This window comes from Microbulbifer variabilis, assembly GCF_052468405.1.
Genome location: NZ_CP174343.1, coordinates 85,805 through 103,830, shown reverse-complemented (window position 1 = coordinate 103,830; position 18,026 = coordinate 85,805). Strand labels below are relative to the sequence as shown.

Genomic DNA, 18,026 nt, shown 5'->3' with positions numbered 1-18,026 from the left:
AACCATCAACGAAACTCACACAAACCAAGTTCAGCTGGCTCTGCAGCAAGTAAGACCTGGCTATGGATAAAATGATGGGGACTGCGCGGTAAATAATGGCGCAGCATAGTAAGCACTGCCGATAAAGGTTTGCGCCCCTGGCGGTACTCATCAATAAGGTGTGCCAACTCGGCCCGCTCTTCTTTGGTCAAATAACCTTTCAGGTGGCCCTGGCTATGCATCAGGGCATTAGTTCGATCCTTGCGGCTGGCTTGGTTGGTAAGAATTTCCATAATTTTTCCCCGCACTTCATAGGCAAATCGCTCAGCTTCCAACGCTCGGGAATTTGAAACAAACTGGCCAAGTGCACGTGTCTGTGGCTGGCTATGGGCCAACAGCAAGTACTTATAAGCGGTATAAAACTCGATCACGCGAGCCGGGCGGGGGTCGGAAGCCACGTAGCGATGCCAGGCATCGTAGGCAAAAACGCGGGTGAGGAAATTTTCACGTATATCACTGGCATTCAGACGCCCCACCTCTTCCATCGGCAAATGCGGAAAATGATGGCGTAAACGCGCGGCAAACAATCCAGAGTCATGGGCAAGTACTCCGGTTCCATCCACCTTGTAATGGGGCGTGGTGCGAATGCCACAACTGGGAGACTTCTGCATCAGAATAAAACCGCGAAGATTTTCCACTTCTGGTACTACCTGATCCGCATAGTGCTCCAGTGACTCCGTCACATCCAGGGTGGCATCCTCTCTTCCCACCGCTCGCAGGCGGTCACTCACAATGAGATGAATAGGTGGTCGAGGCACTCCCATGCCAATTGCCACTTCCGGACAATAGGAATGGAGCTCGAAGCAATTGCTCAGCAGCTGAGTGCAGACTTTACTGTGCTTGTGACTGCCGTTGTAACGCACTGGGTCCCCCACCGCGCAGCGACTAATTCCCACAGGGATTTTCTTAGGCAGTAGATGGATGTGCATAGTTATGGTGCGCAGAAAAATTTCATGTATCTTTTTTATAGCCTGCGGCAATTAGTTATACAAGCTTCCACTTTGTATAACTTTTTCGGCACCCTGGATTTAGCGCTATGCCGCTTGCGCCCACCCACACCGCAGCTACAATGCAGAGCCGCATTCCTACCGAGCGGCCAGGCTTTAAGTTGTTACCTGCCTTCCACTCCGGTCTTGTATGCGGCCTTCACCTCCCCCGAAAGTACGGATTAGCTCATGATTCCAGCATTGCGCGAAGTCGACGAGGTTCAAGCGCTCTATTTGCAGTTTTTGCAAGAACTGACAGATGCGGGTTTCCGCGGCGATACCACCCCCAGTTACGCCAGCCGCACGGTCCTAGCCACCGATAATTCCATCTATCAAGTGCTGCCACAGGCAGTGGTGTACCCCCGTGATAGCCGCGATTTGCAGCTGCTGGCCTCGCTGGCGGATCAGAAAGAGTTTCACTCTATTGTGCTCTCTCCTAGAGGTGGCGGCACTGGCACTAATGGCCAGTCACTCACTGACGGACTGGTAGTGGATATCTCCCGTCATATGAATCAAATCCTGGAAATCAATGCAAAAGAATGCTGGGTGCGAGTGCAGGCTGGCGTAGTTAAAGACCAGTTAAATGCCGCCTTGAAACCCCATGGTCTGTTTTTTGCACCTGAGCTATCAACCAGTAACCGCGCCACCATCGGCGGCATGATCAATACCGATGCCTCAGGCCAGGGCTCCTGTGTTTACGGTAAAACCCGCGATCACGTGCTCGAGCTGCATACAGTACTCATGGGGGGGGAGCTGTGGCACTCCTCTTCCATAGAGGAAACAGAGCTACAAAAAATATGTCAAGAGGACAGCCGCTCCGCAAAGGTACACGAAACCTGTGATGACATCGCCAGGGAAAAAGCCGAATTAATTGAACAGAGGTTCCCCAAGCTCAATCGCTGCCTTACTGGTTATGACTTGGCCCATATCCGCGAAGGCGAGCGCTTTAACCTCAATAGTGTACTCTGCGGGTCCGAGGGGACCCTCGGTTTTATCGCTGAAGCGAAGCTAAACCTTCTACCCATCCCCAAGTGCGTAGCGCTAGTCAACTTGAAGTATGATCACTTCCAGGAAGCACTGCGCGATGCTAATGATTTGATGCGCGCGGGGCCCATGTCTATCGAAACGGTAGACAGTAAAGTCCTGCAGCTGGCCATGGAAGATATCGTATGGCACAGCGTGAGCGAATTTTTTCCCTCAGAGGATCGCCCAGTCAAAGGTGTCAACTTGGTGGAATACGCTGCAGACACAGAAGAAGAGCTGGAGCATGCATTAAGAACATTCACTGGGCACATTGATGAGACCATAGGCCGACCGGGTAAAAGCTTCGGCTATTCCATCGCCCGCGGTCACACGGAGGTCAACCGGATATGGGCCATGCGCAAACGAGCGGTAGGCCTATTGGGTAATGCCCAAGGGGAAAAACGCCCGATTCCATTCGTGGAAGACACCGCCGTACCGCCCGAAAACCTGGCAGATTTTATTGCTGAGTTTCGCGCAGTATTGGATAAAGCCAACCTCGACTATGGCATGTTCGGTCATGTGGATGCCGGTGTATTACATGTGCGTCCAGCTATCGATATGAAAGATCCTCAGCAGGCCGCACAAATTCGCCCAATCACCGACCAGGTCGTGGCACTTACGCAAAAATATAAGGGGCTACTTTGGGGGGAACACGGCAAAGGCATTCGCTCCGAGTATGCACCAGAATTTTTTGGGGAACTGTATCCCGAGCTGCAAAAAATTAAATCCGCTTTCGATCCACGTAACCAGTTTAATCCCGGCAAAATTGCCACGCCTGATGACAACTCCAGCCTGCTGAAAATTGATGCGGTAAACACCCGCGGAGAACTCGACCGACAGATCCCAGCCCAGGTATGGGAGGGCTATGATGAAGGCGTGCACTGTAATGGCAACGGCGCCTGCTTTAACTGGAACCCCGATGAAGCGATGTGCCCGTCCTATAAGGCCACCCGCAATCGAATCCACTCTCCCAAGGGGCGCGCCTCTCTAATGCGCGAATGGCTGCGGCTGTTAAGCAAGCACGATGTAGATGCTGTAGCCAGCGCGCGCAAGTACCGCGAGCGCTCCTTTTTTGTCGGCCTGCCCAAACGCTTCATCAATACCCTGGCTAAAACCCGCGGCGAATACGACTTCAACCACGAAGTGAATGAAGCCATGCAAGGCTGCCTCGCATGTAAGTCCTGTGTCGGCCAATGCCCAATCAAAGTAGATGTACCGGAATTCCGCAGCAAGTTTCTCGAACTCTATTACAGCCGATACCTGCGTCCGTTAAAAGATTACGCCGTCGGCGGACTGGAATTTCTGATGCCGCATATGGCAAAACTGCCACAGCTCTACAATTGGCCCTTAAAACTGAAGCCGGTTTCCTTCTTAATGGAACGTATTTTCGGCATGGTAGATAGTCCTCAGTTATCGCAGAAAACTCTGCAAGCCAGTGTGCGTGAACTCGGCGTGCCTACTGCCAGTAAAGCCTGCCTGGAAACCCTGGGACCGTCCCAGCGCAGCCGGGCGGTAATCATCGTGCAAGATGCTTTCACCAGTTATTTTGATGCTGAAGTGGTGGCCGATATCTTGCGCCTGCTCAAACAGTTGGACTTTGTACCGATACTTGCTCCCTACCGCGCCAACGGCAAACCCTTGCATGTGCATGGATTCCTGCGCCAGTTTCAACGGGTTGCCGAGGGTAATAGCGAGATGCTCAACAATCTGGCGGACAGTGGCATACCTCTTGTGGGGATAGACCCCTCCATGACTCTCACCTACCGCTCCGAGTACAAAAAACTCCTGGGCGAACAGGCACCGAAAGTCCATCTTTTACAGGAGTGGCTGGCACAGCAAGAAGAACACCTATACAAACAACGCGAGCGGGTGCGCCCAGCCAGTTTTCAGCTCTTGCCCCACTGCAGTGAACAAACCAACGCCACCGCTTCTTTGAAGGATTGGCAGGAGGTTTTTGCCACCCTCGGCCTGGAACTGCAAACCGAAAGTCTCGGCTGCTGCGGAATGGCGGGCACTTATGGCCACGAGGCCACACACAAGGATACCTCGCAAGTAATATTCCAGCAGTCATGGGCACCCAAACTTAGTGGCGGCAAGGGCAACCAACTAGCCACCGGTTATTCCTGTCGCTGCCAAGCCAATCGCTTCGCAGGTGTCAGCCTGCGCCACCCTCTGCAAGGACTCCTGGCACAACTCAAGAACTAGGGATTTACTGACGTAAGGGGCCTACGAAAGTGGGCCTTGTTACCGTCGACCGGGCCAGATTGCGGAAATCCTTATGCACAGAAATTTTTTCAGTTTTCAGATCCTATTTTGCGCCCTTCTCACCCTTGCGATACTAGTGCCCGCTATATCGATCACACAACATGCCCAAATCGAGAAGCTCGACTCGCACAGCAGCACCCATGGCGCTGTTACCTGGGTGAATGAAGCTGAAACTCTGGCTCGTAAAGGGGAATACGGTGCTGCTCTGCCCCTTTATGAAAAAGCTATCTCCGCACTATCCCCTTACCCAGCACAGCAGCAGGCCCTGCGTTATCGCTATGGCATTGTGTTAAATGCCCTGGGAGCAAAATCCCGCCCTGATCTCTACCCTCTGGCTCGCGCCCAGTTTAAATCTGTATTGAATTACCTGGACTCCGGTGCTGAATTGCCACACTCTGCTGCCAGGGTGCGCTCAGCTATGGCACACACCTACCATCGCCAAGCAGCCAGCGAGGAAACCATAACCCAACGTGCCCACCTACTAAACACCGCTTACCTTCTTTATAAGAGTGCTATTAACGGGCTATCGGCTCAGGAAGAGTGGCATAACCTGGCCATTACTTACTTCAATATCGGACAGGTATGTGAGTGGCAAGGAAATCTGGAAGAAGCTATCGCATGGCTGGAGAAAGCGGTACAACTAGATCTTCAATACAAACTCCCTGACCTGAAAGAGGATGCTGACTATCTCGCCACATTGCGTCAGCAGGTGGAACCTATTGGTCAGAACCCCGAAACTACTCTTTAGCCTTCGACAAAAATGCTCTTTAAGCCCGAACCGGCCATATGAATAATTAGTCACACCATTTCATAACCCTATATCTCTCCAATATGAAGGTTTTGAAGGTCTAGTCACAAATAGTTACAGAGAAATTTTTTACTTTTTTGCTGCTAATTAGAAAGCCGATCCTCGTACCGCCCAGCAATATTTAGAATGACATCGCTGTCAGGTGGATTTTTGATATTGAAATTATTTCCCTCTGAAAGACCTTTTTAATTCTTTTTTAGAGTAATAAATTTCCATATTATGCTTTTAAAATTTCTATTTTATCTATTTATTTAACAAATAATTCCAAAGTTTTTATGCCCGCCTCCGTTCTGCTGGTGATCCTGTCATCAAATAAGAAAAAGTTGATACCTCCTAAATCGCCGGTAATATAACCAGCGTTGATTAAATATTGATCAACGATTTCCAAAAACACTTGGAAATTTCACAAGCGCCTCTTGGCTTGTGACCATTTGATTCCTGGAGGTAATGGGACATCATGAAACAGACTCTGCGCAATACAGCTTTTTTCATCGCCGCTCTTCTTGCAATTGGTGTAAGTGTCAACGCGTCCGCGGCAATCAAGAAAACCATGATCGTTGATGCAACCGCCTATAACTCTGTACCAGGACAAACTGACAGCGACCCTTGGGTTGCCGCCTGGAACAACCGCCTGCGCCCAGGCGATAAAATAATTGCCGTATCCCGTGACTTGGAAAAGCACGGCCTGACGAACGGTGCCAAAGTACAAATTGAAGGTCTGCCCGGTACTTACACTGTGCGTGACCGTATGAACAAGCGATTTACCAACCGTATTGACGTGTGGATGGAAAAAGATATTCGCAAAGCCCGAGCTTGGGGCAAGAAAAAACTGAAGATTGTTTTCGAACCTGTTAAGTAAGCAGAACTGATTTCAACGACCCTTTTGGCCCCGCCCTCCAGCGGGGTTTTTTTATTGTGCGATACCTTGCTATTAAAAGCACAGATGAGCCTAAGGGCTTATATTCTTTTTAAAAATCCCTAAGGCTCCATTTCTGCAAAGATACCCTTCAACTCCCGACAGTCTTCATTTTCAAGATTAAAAATACCCGGCTGCTGGTTCTCGTTATAGCGATGTTCTAGTCCATTATCACCCAGCACTATCAGATACTCCGCTTTGACCCACTTGTCACCAGTGAAGTATTCCGTAAGCCACAGTAAAGAAGCTTGCCCTTCATAACAGTAGCCATAAAACATCCGGGTTTTCTCTACCAGTTTTTTGGTCATGTAATCGATATAGCGACCTGGGTAGGTATAGCGGTCAGAACCTATCGAGCCCAGCAATTCACCACCACCCTCCTCCTGTCGGGGGATCTGATGAATATAAATTGCCAAATTCTCATCACAATCCACGCAATAGCGCCCAGCTACAATGGCGTAACCATGTAGTTCTGAAATCAGACGAGCTTCCTTGAGGCCTGTATTAAGCAGCTGTTTATCGGAGAGAATTAAGGTTTCAGCAGAGGCTGGCAGAATGCACAAAGATAGAAGAGGCAATACGCAGCGCAGTTTCATCGGCAGGGTAACCGCTGGCTAGATAGCACCGCCGGAGACAAAGACTACACAGTTGCCTCGCGACGGCGCGGTGATTGGGTGTGCTGTCACACAGTCGCGATTCCCTTCTCACCTTAACCATAGCAGTAAAAGTCGGTGGCACCTCAAAAGCCGGTGGGTTTGCCGGCTTTAGACGGGGCGCAGCCTCCCGCATGATGTATGAAAAGAACTACTCACCAATGACCATCTACCTCCTGTACCGGGCCTATAAAGGCCGTAATGCCCTCCTCACGCAGAGCATCCACCGCCTCATCCAGGGCCTCTTTTTCAGTCTCGAATGAGTCTTCCCACACCGTGGAGTTATTATTCTCATCGACGATTTCAAGTAGCCAGCCGCCCTCTCCATCCTCATAAATATCAATTTGGACAGAAACCTCGCCCTCGCGGTAGACCTGGCTTAACTCCGACTCTTTCGGTGCAAATTCTTCGCCCATGGGGTTCGCCTCGCTGTGACCCTTATATTTCGGCCAGAACTTTGACAATTTGCAGCCTCCCGGTCAACCACAAATCTGTGTTGGGGCAAGCTATGAACTGCTTGCTAAATGTACGACAAGCTGTTTTTTTTGCGATAAAATGCGCGGCGATTTTTTCTGCTCCGGATTTACGCTCCGGCCCGCAAATGAGGAAGTACCATGGATCAATTTGTTGTATGTGCACTCTATAAGTTCGTCACCCTGGAGGACTTCGAGTCTCTGCGCGCCCCTCTACTGGATGTCATGCTGGAACACAGTGTACGCGGCACCCTACTTCTGGCCAGCGAGGGCATTAACGGCACTATTGCCGGTTCCCGCGCGGGCATAGACACTGTCCTTGCCCACCTAAGATCTGACAAGCGTCTAGCCGAACTGGAATACAAGGAATCCCTTACCGGCGAGATGCCTTTCCTTCGCAGCAAGGTCAAACTGAAGAGGGAAATTGTCACTATGGGTGTGGAGGGTATTGATCCTCTCCGCGTGGTGGGGACCTACGTCAAACCCAAGGACTGGAATGCCCTGATCAGCGACCCAGAAGTCGTTTTAGTCGACACTCGCAATGACTATGAATTCCAAGTCGGTACTTTCAAGGATTCAATCAACCCAAAAACCGATACTTTCCGCGAATTTCCCCGGTACGTAAAAGAAAACCTGGACCCGACCAAACACAAGAAGGTCGCCATGTTCTGCACTGGGGGCATTCGCTGCGAGAAGTCCACAGCCTATATGAAAGAGCAGGGCTTTGAAGAGGTGTATCACCTGCACGGCGGGATCTTGAAGTACCTCGAAGAGGTGCCCAAAGAGGAGTCCCTATGGGAAGGTGAGTGCTTTGTTTTCGACGAGCGTGTTACTGTCAACCACGACCTGGAACGCGGGCAGTACGACCAGTGCAACGCCTGCCGAATGCCGATCACTCAGGAAGACCAGAAGTCCCCACTGTTTGAACAGGGGGTCAGTTGCCCACACTGCCACGACAAGGTCAGCGATGCCGATCGCACCCGCTTCCGCGAGCGTGAAAGGCAGATTCAGCTGGCCAAACAACGGGGCGAAAAACATATGGGACAGGATGCCCGTGACCTGACCTCAAATAAACGTCTGCAGAAAAAAGAAGAGCGCCGACGCCAGGCTGAAGCCCAGCGCACACAGATCCAGCAGCAGGCTTAAAATAACTAGAGCGCGACAGGCCTGACAGCTCCCTTATTTTGGGTAAGCCAGGCCTCAGCCTCGGCTTCGGCGACAAATTCCCGCGAGCTATGTCTGCATAGGCAGGTCCCCTGTGTCGCCAGCGGAGATGTACAACGACTGCGTGGATGCAACACAGCTATATAAGCACGTCGCAATACCGGATGCTCCGCGATGTAAGTAGTAAATTTCCGCTGCTCCTCTAAAGTGACTTTCGAACGCGCATAGCGCAGGTCCAAAAGTACTCGTAATGGCACCCTGTGGCGGTATTTTTCCACAAGCCGGGCTGCAGCTTCCATTTTCTCCGCAAAACCAACCGGCCCATAAAATAATACCCGCGCAATACCCCCTATCGGTCGATAGCTGATTTGAAAATTCATTGATATAAGCACCCGCGCTTTTGTCTTTGTTATTTTTATCGACTACAGCTTTTGCAATGCCTTTTATGAGCCTCACCTGCAACTATGGCTAACGCAGCTGCTGGGGACTTTTCGCACACTCCTGAAATTATCACTTTAACCCGACAAATTTGTGCTGTTCTGCCGGATCGTCGAAATTTCTTATCACGCAATCTATATCGGCCTTTTGCCCTCCCTGAATTGTGAAGCCTTGGCAGAATCACTGACTAATAGCTATGACGACCACCAGCATAAATACAGCATAAATACTTAATTTTTCTTAAATAGGTATAAATGCTCATTAACACAATCATCAATCTCAGTGCAGAGCAAATGCCCCCTAAAATACTGCAAATACGGACAACCTCCCTTTAAGCTTCTAAATAAGGCAACCTACAGTGATACCCGTAAATTACGAAAAATATTTTAATTAAAAGGTTGAGGCACTGTTCGGCCAGAACTCACAAACCGACAGTTGATACGTAATGGCCGGGTATAATACCCGGCCATTGATTTAGGCACCTTTCACACAACAGAAAATTCCATGGAAGGCACACCGGAGAGGCTCAATATAGGGATTTTTACCACCGCGAAAAACCACAATAATAAAAAAATTAATTCTTTGTGATCAATATCGCGAATGGGTTCAACTAATTTCGATTTCTGGAAGGTCCTCCTCGCTACTGGCATTGAGCCAGACTTGAGCAGCAGCTTTACGAGCAATTTCCCGATAAAACCCAGCAATCTCCCCATCTGGATCTGCGGTAACGCTCGGACAGCCACTATCGACATCTGCACGGATTTTTTGTGCCAACGGCAACTCACCAAGTAAATGTGTATCGTATTCCTCAGCAATGCGTTCACCGCCACCAACGCCAAAAATCGGTTCGCTGTGACCACATTTGGAGCAGGTGTGCAGTGCCATATTTTCGACGATACCAAGTACAGGCACAGAGACCTTACGGAACATCTCTACTCCCTTGATGGCATCTTTCAGCGCCAAGTCTTGGGGGGTAGTCACTATAATCGCCCCAGCTAGAGTAGTTTTTTGTGCCAATGTCAGCTGAATATCACCTGTGCCGGGCGGCATATCCACAATCAGGTAATCTAGCTCTTCCTTTGCATCGCACCATAAAGTCTGGGTAAGGATTTGATTAAGAGCACCACTGGCCATCGGGCCACGCCATACAGCTGGGGTATCCTCAGTCATCAGGTAGCCCAGAGACATGGTCTCAATTCCCAGAGCATCCACCGGCACAAAGAATTTCTGCTCCTTTACGTGAGGACGTTGCCCCTCAGTACCGAGCATCGTAGGTAGGCTGGGGCCATAGATATCTGCGTCGAGTAACCCTACCCGGGCTCCCTCTGCCGCCAGCGCCAGCGCCAGGTTTACTGCTGTGGTGGACTTCCCCACCCCCCCCTTGCCAGAGGCTACCGCAACGATATTTTTTACCCCTTGCAGTGGCTCAGGGGCACTTGGCGATGAAGTCGCGGGGATATCACTGAAGAGCTCAAACTGCAGGCTGCTACCACCCAGGGGGCCACTTTTCAACAAGGGCTCACAGGCCTCTTTGACCCTTTTGTGCCAGGATTCCACCTGGCTCGCGCAAGGGTAGCCAAGGGTTATACCTACAAGCACTGTATCGCCCTCGTAACCTACCTCAATGTCCGCATCCAACTCGTCCAGTAACAACCCACTGGCCGAGTCGTGCAACTGACCAAGGCATTCAGCCAGGCGCTCGAGTTCGGCCTGAACTTCCATTGATAGCTCTTCATGGTCGTGATGATCGCTCACGGTATCTCCCTCTTGGTGCTTCTTGTCTGGGATGCATTGTGTAGGATGAAACAGCCCAACGCCAGTGAATGGATCATTTCAACGACATCCCACATACCTCCCCGGCATAGCACAAATCTGCTATATTCCGCGGTCTTTTGACGTTCTCCGGCCGCTCCAGCGGAGCCCCCGGCCGCAACCCCAAAGCGATGGAAAAACCGATGCCCGATACGCGCAAAATCCTAGTCACCAGCGCACTCCCTTATGCCAATGGCTCCCTGCACCTGGGCCACGTTCTCGAGTACATCCAGACCGACATCTGGTCGCGCTTCCAGCGTGCGCGCGGCAACGATTGCCTATACATTTGCGCAGATGATGCGCACGGCACCGCAATCATGCTCAAGGCCGAACAATTGGGCCTGACTCCGGAGCAGCACATCGCCAACATGCAGGCGGAACATGAGCGTGATTTTGCCGACTTCCTGATCGGCGTGGATAATTACCACTCCACCCATTCAGAGGAAAACCGCGAGTTGTCCTCTATGATTTATCAGCGTTTGAGCGACAATGGCCATATCGCCTCTCGCACCATCACCCAGGCATTCGATCCAGAGAAACAGCTATTCCTGGCAGACCGCTATATCAAGGGTACCTGCCCACGCTGTAGCACACCCGATCAATACGGTGATAACTGTGAGGCTTGTGGCGCTACTTACAGCCCCACAGAGCTAATCGATCCGGTTTCCGCCATCTCTGGCGCTACACCGGTGGAAAAAGAGTCCGAGCACTTCTTTTTTACACTGCCCGCCTTCACCGAATTTCTGCGTGACTGGACTCGCTCCGGTACCCTGCAGGATGAAGTCGCCAATAAGCTGGCCGAGTGGCTCGAAGAGGGGTTGCAGGAATGGGACATCTCCCGCGACGCACCTTACTTCGGTTTTGAGATCCCAGACGCGCCGGGCAAATATTTCTATGTATGGCTGGATGCTCCTATCGGCTATATGGCTAGCCTGAAAAATTACTGCGACAAGAATGGTAGCGACTGGCTGGATTACTGGAAGAAAGACAGCAATGCTGAGGTATATCACTTTATCGGCAAGGATATCGTCAACTTCCACGCCCTATTCTGGCCGGCCATGCTGGACTCCGCAGATTTCCGCACCCCCAACAAGGTATGTGTGCATGGCTTCCTAACCGTCAACGGCAAGAAAATGTCCAAGTCCCGCGGCACTTTTATCAACGCCCGCAACTACCTGGATCACCTGAATCCCGAATACCTGCGCTACTACTTCGCCGCCAAACTCACCGCCGGAGTGGATGACCTGGACCTCAACCTGGATGATTTTATCGCCAAGGTGAATTCCGACTTGGTAGGCAAGGTAGTCAATATCGCCTCACGCACCGCCAAGTTTGTCAGTAAGGCCGGTGGCAAGCTCGCCACTGAACTGGCCGATGAAAAATTGTGGGACCAGTTTATAGAAGCCGCACCACGCGTTGCCAATTACTATGAGCAGCGCGAATATGCCCGCGCCATGCGTGACATTATGGCACTGGCCGATGCTGCCAATGCCTGGATCGCCGACAAAGCCCCCTGGTCCCTGGCTAAGCAGGAAGGAGCTGAGTCCGAAGTACTGGCAATTTGTTCTCAAGGCGTGAATATGTTCCGCGCGCTGATCACATGGCTCGCCCCAATACTGCCCAACACCGCGCAAAAGGCGGCTGAATTCCTCAACAGCGGGCTGGAATGGAACAGTGCGATTACACCTCTGGTCGACCATGAGATCAACAAGTTCAAGCCGCTGCTGCAGCGTGTAGAAAAAACCCAAGTGGATGCAGTGATGGATGCGGCAAAGGAGTCTCTGGCCCAACTGCAGGCCGAGGCCAAGGCCGCCACAGGTCCCCTGGCCGATGAGCCCATTGCCGAGCAAATCCAGTTCGATGATTTCGCCAAGGTAGACCTGCGTATCGCCCTGATTGCCAAAGCAGAACACGTAGAGGGCGCCGGTAAGTTACTGCGGCTGACCCTAGACTTGGGCGGCGAAACACGACAGGTGTTTGCCGGCATCAAGAGCGCCTATTCGCCAGAAGAACTGGAGGGCAAGCATACTGTCATGGTAGCTAATCTGGCGCCGCGCAAAATGCGCTTCGGGGTGAGCGAAGGTATGGTGTTGGCCGCCGGGCCTGGTGGTAAAGACCTTTGGATTCTAGAGCCTCACGAGGGCGCCAAGCCCGGCATGCGAGTCATGTAATTGAATCTGGCGATGTCCCTAGCCTAGCGCAGTGACACCGCAATCAGGCCGGCGCATACTAGCCCCACACCAAGCAGTTGGGGCCTGTATGCCGGCTCTTTTAATAGCCAGATACCAAAACCAACTCCCAGCGGAATACTGAGCTGGCGCAAGGCCACTACATAGCTCACATTCTCCGTCATCGCCATGGCCAGCAAAACAAGGCCATAGGTAGCTCCCATCATCAGTCCCGTTACTAACCCGAGCTTCAAATCACCCAGGCTTCGCACCAATTGGGCACGCCCATTGCTACCAAGACAACCGAAAAGCAACCACAAGCCGCTGGCAAAGAACTGCATACCCAGGTAACTGTATGCCATCGCCATAGGCCGAACGGCACCGTCGAGAGCTGTCTCCAGGTGGAGTAAAGCTCCCTTATCTGCCAGTGAATACCCTACAGTCCCCAGTGCGGCGACCAGGGCCCAGGCACAATCAGCTCGCCAGTAAGCGCGCCAGTGCCATTGACGAAAATACACCAGTGGCACTAACAGACAGCCAATGGTGACCAGTAACATGCCCAGCCAGGCAAGCCACGGCAGAGTCTGTCCGAGCAGCACCGTTGCCAGCGCCACCAGTAATACAGGCAGTGCTCGTGCTATGGGATAAACAAGCCCCATATTGGCGCGCTGGTATGCTAACGCCAGGCCTCCCATATAAATCATCTGAAAAAAGCCACTGCCTATCAGAAGCAGCCAGAACGCACGCGGCAATCCCTGTGCTTGAGACAAGACCCAAACACCAAGGGGAAGAAGTAATAAGCCCACGCTCAGTGTGGCGATGCAAAAAAAAGCCGGGGAAGGTGTGCGGGATTTTCCCAGTAAATTCCATCCCGCATGGAGAAATGCCGATACTAAAACCAGTGTTGCTGCGGTTACCGATATTCCCATTAAGAGCCCTCTTCAACTGAAACAGAAAGGCCCGACAAACAAACCGTAGCCACCCACACAGGACAGATCACGCGCCCCTCCAGCGAAGCCATTGCAATCGGCATCAACTGCCGTAGCATGCCTAAAACAACACAGAAACTAAGGAGACCCCATGCGCGGCGTATTTCTTGACGCACTGACAATGAAGCTGGAGGAGTTGGACATATCAGCCCTGCAAAACAGTCTAGACCACTGGGATTTCCACGATACCACTTCCGACACGCAAACTGCTGAGCACATTGCCGATGCGGAGGTGGTAATCACCAACAAGGTGGTATTAAATCGCGCCGTTTTAGCGCAAGCAAAAAACCTCAAACTGATCTGTGTATGCGCTACCGGCACCAACAATGTTGACCTTGAGGCCGCAAAAGAATTCGACATCCCAGTGCGCAATGTCCAAGGCTACGCTGGAGCCTCAGTGCCACAACATACTCTGGCCTTAATGCTGGCCCTCGCCTCACGTTGGCACCTCTATCACCAGGACGTAATGGCGGGACAATGGAGTCAGTCAGAGATTTTTTGCCTGCTGGATCATCCAGTAGTTGAACTATCGGGAAAAACTCTCGGCATTATTGGCTATGGGGAGTTAGGTCAGAGGGTTGCTCGCCTCGGCGAGGCTCTGGATATGCGGATTTTGATCGCTGAATCCTCCGGACAAACTGAAAAGAAAAACCGGGTGCCCCTGGCGCAGTTGCAGTCGGAGTCAGATGTGCTCAGTCTGCACTGTCCACTCACAGAGCAAACTGAGAAACTTATCGATCGCACATTTATCGCTGCAATGAAACCCGGCGCTCTATTGATCAATACAGCCCGCGGCGGCCTGGTAGATGAGGAAGCTCTCGCCGACGCATTGCGCAGCGGCAAGCTGGGTGGGGCAGCCTTGGATGTACTCAGCGAAGAACCCCCACCCGCAAGCCACCCTCTGCTGGATAACGACATTCCCAACCTAATCCTTACCCCTCACAATGCCTGGATCAGCCGAGAAAGCCGCCAGCGCCTATTAAATGGCGTGGTTAATAATATTGAATCCTGGAGACGGGAATTCGACAACGCACCCCTTAAGCCGTGACTTCCCTCTTCTATCTATATGCTCTCCCCGCACCCAACAGAGCCTTAGAAAAATGATCACAATTAAGGCTCGGGGTCACTATCCTACCCATTGGGCACGATTCTCACCCTAAAAAGTACTTATACCCAGGAAGGAATTTCAGTGATTTTGGTTAGGAGACAAGAAAAGAGAGTGTATATAGCTTTTTATAAAATAATTAATTGTGCTTATTTTCAATTCCCCTAATAAAAGCGCTAATTTGACTGGGGAATACAGGGGACGACTATATCATTCCTTGCCAATCAACCCCTGAAAAGGAGCAACCCGATGGCAACTGCAAGATCTCCCCACACAAACTCCAGTAGGGAAAAGCTGCAACAGGCCTATAATCTCGCAGGCGAGGCGGCAACTGATGCTGCGGAAAGCTTGAGACAGCGAGCTAAATCTTCAGTGGAAACCCAGAGACAGCGTGCTGCGGAAGTTATGGAAAAAGCGGAATCTTCATTGCGGGAACGCCCAATTCTTGCGGTGGGTTGTGCCTTTGTAGTCGGTTGGGCAATCGCTAAGCTTTTTAAATAGCTCTGATCATTTTTTTACCGGTAGGGATACCCTAGATGGGAAATGGAAAAAAGCCTGACTCTAATTCCGGCCCGGCTGCGCACGATCGCGGCCGGGACGAAACAGATGGATCAGCCAACGGCGTTGGAAATAGCGACGATGACAGTTTAGAAACAACTTTGGCCCGTGCCGAAGCCACTCTCACGTTACTTACTGCCTGGATCAGCAATATTCAGCGATTATTCCAATTGGAATTGGATCGGACTCTGACTGCTGGCAAACGCCTTATATTTTTGCAACTGATGTTAGTGCCCCTGGGAACAGCCCTGCTTGTCACTATTTGCGGCGGCGTAGGCCTTTTTGCCTACTATTTTTCCCAGTCTATCTATATTGGCTTTCTCGTCTTTCTCTTATTACAAATTGCTATTTTTATCGGCGTGCTGATATACCAACAGAAACTGCGCCCGCTGCTTGGGTTTGAAGAAACCAAGCGGCAGGTGAAAGAGGCCTTAAGCGATGTCGCTGAGAACTTTAAATAAACAGATTGAACAATGCCGCCACGATACAGAAAAACAGCGTCGTAGCGCATTGCACTTAATCAATCAACAGCAGCAGCAGGCCCGCCAACTCCTGAGTTCAATTCCTGTACCACTAATGCTCGGTCTGGCATTCGCTGCTGGTTTTATTACCGAGAAATTGTGGCGGCTGCCACGCACCTCGCAAATAGTTCAGCTGATGCTTTCACTGCGTACTTTCTAAAGAGGAAGGCGAGCTTTTTTCTCATAAACAACTCCCTGTTAGCTCTCTTCATCTGTTAATTTGTCCTGGGTCTTTGTCTCAAAATCACCGGCATCATGGCGCTCGTGAAGCTGTTTTTTGGGATCTCCCCAGGTTCGATTTACCATGCGTCCACGTTGCACCGCAGGCCGTGCGGCAATTTCCTCAACCCAGCGATTCAGATGTTTGTAACTTTGGGTATCGAGAAATTCGGCAGCATCATAAGCCTCATTGCGTACCAATGCTCCATACCAGGGCCAGATCGCGATATCTGCAATAGTGTATTCACGCCCGGCTATATATTGGTGTTTTGCCAGCTGCTGATCCAAGACATCCATTTGCCGCTTTACTTCCATAGCAAAACGATTGATCGGATATTCATACTTCTCAGGGGCGTAGGCATAGAAGTGGCCAAAACCACCACCGAGATAGGGGGCAGCGCCCATTTGCCAGAAAAGCCAGTTGAGAGTTTCCGTGCGCTGCTCCGGGGTATGCGGTAGGTAGGCGCCAAACTTCTCTCCCAGGTAAAGGAGTATCGAGCCACTTTCAAATACCCTGATAGGCGGATTTGTGCTCTGGTCCAAAAGAGCAGGAATTTTCGAGTTGGGGTTCACCTCCACAAAACCACTGCCAAACTGATCTCCCTCAGTAATACGAACCAGATGGGCATCGTATTCAGCTCCATCAAAACCCAGCTCCAACAACTCCTCCAGCATGATCGTCACTTTGACCCCATTCGGCGTCCCCAGTGAATACAGCTGCATCGGGTGCTTACCCCGGGACAACGCCTTCTCATGTGTGGCACCCGCCACCGGGCGATTGATCTTGGCGAACTGCCCACCGCTCTCCGAATCCCAGGTCCAGACTTTTGGTGGGGTATAAGGTTGATCCGACATTTCACGGCTCCAACTGATATTAGGATTTGTCCAGCCATAGATATGGCCACGTCAATTTACTGTAAAGGGGCGCGCCAGCATTTATCGAGAAAGTTCAAAGGAGTTCACTTAATTCACCCGAAACTACACTCACAACCGGCAAACCAGCTGAAATAAGCCCTATTTTTTATATGGACACTAACGACAACCCCATATCTCAATAACCTCGCACAGCTTATAGTCATGCAGCGGCTATTTGGTCATATTACTGACCCCGAAGCTGGGGCCCCTCACCTGCCAGAAGATGCCTGTTCCGAGTTGAAGGCCCTCTGCGACTCACCCATAATACCGGCCCTGCGCGACATTCGACGGACACCTTGCTCACAGAACGCACCACTATCAGGGGCAGGGGCATATACACCGCCATAGCGCTCGTGCCATTTCGCCCCAGGGCTTCAACCGGACCTGTTATGACCGAATTCGCAGTTATCCTGCTCAGTACCATCCTGGTCAACAACTATGTGTTGGTACAGTTTCTGGGCCTGTGCCCCTTTATGGGTGTCTCCAACAAGTTGGAGACCGCCGTGGGCATGGCCGGTGCCACAACCTTTGTACTAACCCTGGCGTCAATTTGCTCCTACTTGGTAAATACCTACCTGCTTGAGCCTTTTGGTATCGAGTATTTGCGCACTATCTCCTTTATTCTGGTAATTGCAGTAGTAGTGCAGTTTGCGCGAATGTTTATCGAGAAAACCAGCCCATTAATGTACAAGGTACTAGGGGTTTTCCTACCTCTAATCACCACTAATTGCGCAGTATTAGGAGTGGCCCTGCAAAACACCATGAAGGCCCATACATTTATGCAGTCCACCTTGTACGGCTTCGGAGCTGCTGTAGGCTTCTCCCTGGTTTTGATTCTTTTCTCCTCCATGCGTGAGCGTCTCTTTGCCGCAGATGTACCCCTGCCATTTCGCGGTGCAGCTATCGGTATGGTAACTGCTGGGCTGATGTCCCTGGCATTTATGGGCTTTAGCGGTCTGGTATAGGGTTTTACG

The 18,026-nt window shown here is 51.2% G+C and carries 17 protein-coding genes; 10 read left to right on the top strand and 7 right to left on the bottom strand.

Annotation, left to right across the window (positions count from 1 at the left end; all coding sequences use genetic code 11):
* Positions 1–5: 5 nt before the first annotated feature.
* On the bottom strand, positions 6–935 hold the full coding sequence (locus ACJJJB_RS00770; RefSeq protein WP_353376984.1) for a YbgA family protein: 930 nt from the start codon (positions 933–935) through the stop codon (positions 6–8).
* A 279-nt stretch (positions 936–1,214) separates the two neighbouring features.
* Between ACJJJB_RS00770 and ydiJ the strand changes: the two genes are divergently transcribed.
* From ydiJ to ACJJJB_RS00755, 3 genes are all read left to right on the top strand, one after another.
* Positions 1,215–4,253, top strand: coding sequence for a D-2-hydroxyglutarate dehydrogenase YdiJ (gene ydiJ, locus ACJJJB_RS00765; protein ID WP_444945700.1), 3,039 nt, complete (start codon positions 1,215–1,217; stop codon positions 4,251–4,253).
* A 73-nt stretch (positions 4,254–4,326) separates the two neighbouring features.
* Complete coding sequence (locus ACJJJB_RS00760) at positions 4,327–5,061, top strand: tetratricopeptide repeat protein (protein ID WP_353376982.1); 735 nt, start codon at positions 4,327–4,329, stop codon at positions 5,059–5,061.
* 517 nt (positions 5,062–5,578) lie between these two features.
* Positions 5,579–5,980, top strand: coding sequence for a 3D domain-containing protein (locus ACJJJB_RS00755; protein ID WP_020411928.1), 402 nt, complete (start codon positions 5,579–5,581; stop codon positions 5,978–5,980).
* A gap of 119 nt (positions 5,981–6,099) precedes the next feature.
* Here ACJJJB_RS00755 and ACJJJB_RS00750 read toward each other — a convergent pair whose 3' ends face one another.
* Positions 6,100–6,633 carry a hypothetical protein gene (locus ACJJJB_RS00750; RefSeq protein ID WP_020411927.1) on the bottom strand — a complete coding sequence of 178 codons (534 nt, stop codon included), beginning with the start codon at positions 6,631–6,633 and terminating at the stop codon, positions 6,100–6,102.
* 212 nt (positions 6,634–6,845) lie between these two features.
* On the bottom strand, positions 6,846–7,106 hold the full coding sequence (locus ACJJJB_RS00745; protein ID WP_444945701.1) for a hypothetical protein: 261 nt from the start codon (positions 7,104–7,106) through the stop codon (positions 6,846–6,848).
* A 198-nt stretch (positions 7,107–7,304) separates the two neighbouring features.
* Here ACJJJB_RS00745 and trhO point away from each other — a divergent pair, with 198 nt between their 5' ends.
* Positions 7,305–8,309 (top strand): oxygen-dependent tRNA uridine(34) hydroxylase TrhO, encoded by a 1,005-nt coding sequence (trhO, locus tag ACJJJB_RS00740; protein WP_445365514.1) that lies wholly within the window; start codon positions 7,305–7,307, stop codon positions 8,307–8,309.
* 5 nt (positions 8,310–8,314) lie between these two features.
* Here the strand turns inward: trhO and ACJJJB_RS00735 are convergent, their stop codons facing one another.
* Together ACJJJB_RS00735 and apbC are read right to left on the bottom strand one after the other, a co-directional pair.
* On the bottom strand, positions 8,315–8,707 hold the full coding sequence (locus ACJJJB_RS00735) for a hypothetical protein (protein WP_020411924.1): 393 nt from the start codon (positions 8,705–8,707) through the stop codon (positions 8,315–8,317).
* 664 nt (positions 8,708–9,371) lie between these two features.
* Positions 9,372–10,487 carry an iron-sulfur cluster carrier protein ApbC gene (gene apbC / locus ACJJJB_RS00730; RefSeq protein ID WP_020411923.1) on the bottom strand — a complete coding sequence of 372 codons (1,116 nt, stop codon included), beginning with the start codon at positions 10,485–10,487 and terminating at the stop codon, positions 9,372–9,374.
* Between the two features lie 233 nt (positions 10,488–10,720).
* Here apbC and metG point away from each other — a divergent pair, with 233 nt between their 5' ends.
* Entirely contained in the window at positions 10,721–12,748 is a 2,028-nt protein-coding gene (gene metG, locus ACJJJB_RS00725; protein ID WP_445365513.1) for a methionine--tRNA ligase, read from the top strand.
* 23 nt (positions 12,749–12,771) lie between these two features.
* Here the strand turns inward: metG and ACJJJB_RS00720 are convergent, their stop codons facing one another.
* On the bottom strand, positions 12,772–13,674 hold the full coding sequence (locus ACJJJB_RS00720; RefSeq protein WP_020411921.1) for an EamA family transporter: 903 nt from the start codon (positions 13,672–13,674) through the stop codon (positions 12,772–12,774).
* A gap of 151 nt (positions 13,675–13,825) precedes the next feature.
* Between ACJJJB_RS00720 and ACJJJB_RS00715 the strand changes: the two genes are divergently transcribed.
* The 4 genes from ACJJJB_RS00715 (at position 13,826) to ACJJJB_RS00700 (ending at position 16,078) form a co-directional block, all read left to right on the top strand.
* Positions 13,826–14,782 (top strand): D-2-hydroxyacid dehydrogenase, encoded by a 957-nt coding sequence (locus ACJJJB_RS00715; protein ID WP_444945703.1) that lies wholly within the window; start codon positions 13,826–13,828, stop codon positions 14,780–14,782.
* Between the two features lie 306 nt (positions 14,783–15,088).
* Positions 15,089–15,340 carry a hypothetical protein gene (locus ACJJJB_RS00710; RefSeq protein ID WP_020411919.1) on the top strand — a complete coding sequence of 84 codons (252 nt, stop codon included), beginning with the start codon at positions 15,089–15,091 and terminating at the stop codon, positions 15,338–15,340.
* Positions 15,341–15,375: 35 nt separating this feature from the next.
* Entirely contained in the window at positions 15,376–15,858 is a 483-nt protein-coding gene (locus ACJJJB_RS00705; RefSeq protein ID WP_020411918.1) for a hypothetical protein, read from the top strand.
* Positions 15,836–16,078: a hypothetical protein gene (locus tag ACJJJB_RS00700; protein WP_020411917.1), complete on the top strand. Its 243-nt coding sequence runs from the start codon at positions 15,836–15,838 to the stop codon at positions 16,076–16,078. The genes ACJJJB_RS00705 and ACJJJB_RS00700 overlap by 23 nt, the downstream gene beginning before the upstream one ends.
* Positions 16,079–16,116: 38 nt before the next feature.
* Here the strand turns inward: ACJJJB_RS00700 and yghU are convergent, their stop codons facing one another.
* Positions 16,117–16,992 (bottom strand): glutathione-dependent disulfide-bond oxidoreductase, encoded by an 876-nt coding sequence (gene yghU, locus ACJJJB_RS00695; RefSeq protein WP_282951655.1) that lies wholly within the window; start codon positions 16,990–16,992, stop codon positions 16,117–16,119.
* Between the two features lie 449 nt (positions 16,993–17,441).
* On the opposite strand from yghU, the gene rsxA reads away from it, so the two are divergent.
* Positions 17,442–18,017 carry an electron transport complex subunit RsxA gene (rsxA, locus tag ACJJJB_RS00690; RefSeq protein ID WP_020411915.1) on the top strand — a complete coding sequence of 192 codons (576 nt, stop codon included), beginning with the start codon at positions 17,442–17,444 and terminating at the stop codon, positions 18,015–18,017.
* The last annotated feature ends 9 nt before the right edge of the window (positions 18,018–18,026 follow it).

What these genes read in the sequence shown, in the direction of transcription:
- ydiJ (WP_444945700.1), top strand. Translation starts at nt 1,215, where the DNA reads ATGATTCCAGCATTGCGCGAAGTCGACGAGGTTCAAGCGCTCTATTTG.
- ACJJJB_RS00760 (WP_353376982.1), top strand. Translation starts at nt 4,327, where the DNA reads ATGCACAGAAATTTTTTCAGTTTTCAGATCCTATTTTGCGCCCTTCTC.
- ACJJJB_RS00755 (WP_020411928.1), top strand. Translation starts at nt 5,579, where the DNA reads ATGAAACAGACTCTGCGCAATACAGCTTTTTTCATCGCCGCTCTTCTT.
- ACJJJB_RS00750 (WP_020411927.1), bottom strand. Translation starts at nt 6,633, where the DNA reads ATGAAACTGCGCTGCGTATTGCCTCTTCTATCTTTGTGCATTCTGCCA.
- ACJJJB_RS00745 (WP_444945701.1), bottom strand. Translation starts at nt 7,106, where the DNA reads ATGGGCGAAGAATTTGCACCGAAAGAGTCGGAGTTAAGCCAGGTCTAC.
- trhO (WP_445365514.1), top strand. Translation starts at nt 7,305, where the DNA reads ATGGATCAATTTGTTGTATGTGCACTCTATAAGTTCGTCACCCTGGAG.
- ACJJJB_RS00735 (WP_020411924.1), bottom strand. Translation starts at nt 8,707, where the DNA reads ATGAATTTTCAAATCAGCTATCGACCGATAGGGGGTATTGCGCGGGTA.
- apbC (WP_020411923.1), bottom strand. Translation starts at nt 10,487, where the DNA reads ATGGAAGTTCAGGCCGAACTCGAGCGCCTGGCTGAATGCCTTGGTCAG.
- metG (WP_445365513.1), top strand. Translation starts at nt 10,721, where the DNA reads ATGCCCGATACGCGCAAAATCCTAGTCACCAGCGCACTCCCTTATGCC.
- ACJJJB_RS00720 (WP_020411921.1), bottom strand. Translation starts at nt 13,674, where the DNA reads ATGGGAATATCGGTAACCGCAGCAACACTGGTTTTAGTATCGGCATTT.
- ACJJJB_RS00715 (WP_444945703.1), top strand. Translation starts at nt 13,826, where the DNA reads ATGCGCGGCGTATTTCTTGACGCACTGACAATGAAGCTGGAGGAGTTG.
- ACJJJB_RS00710 (WP_020411919.1), top strand. Translation starts at nt 15,089, where the DNA reads ATGGCAACTGCAAGATCTCCCCACACAAACTCCAGTAGGGAAAAGCTG.
- ACJJJB_RS00705 (WP_020411918.1), top strand. Translation starts at nt 15,376, where the DNA reads ATGGGAAATGGAAAAAAGCCTGACTCTAATTCCGGCCCGGCTGCGCAC.
- ACJJJB_RS00700 (WP_020411917.1), top strand. Translation starts at nt 15,836, where the DNA reads ATGTCGCTGAGAACTTTAAATAAACAGATTGAACAATGCCGCCACGAT.
- yghU (WP_282951655.1), bottom strand. Translation starts at nt 16,992, where the DNA reads ATGTCGGATCAACCTTATACCCCACCAAAAGTCTGGACCTGGGATTCG.
- rsxA (WP_020411915.1), top strand. Translation starts at nt 17,442, where the DNA reads ATGACCGAATTCGCAGTTATCCTGCTCAGTACCATCCTGGTCAACAAC.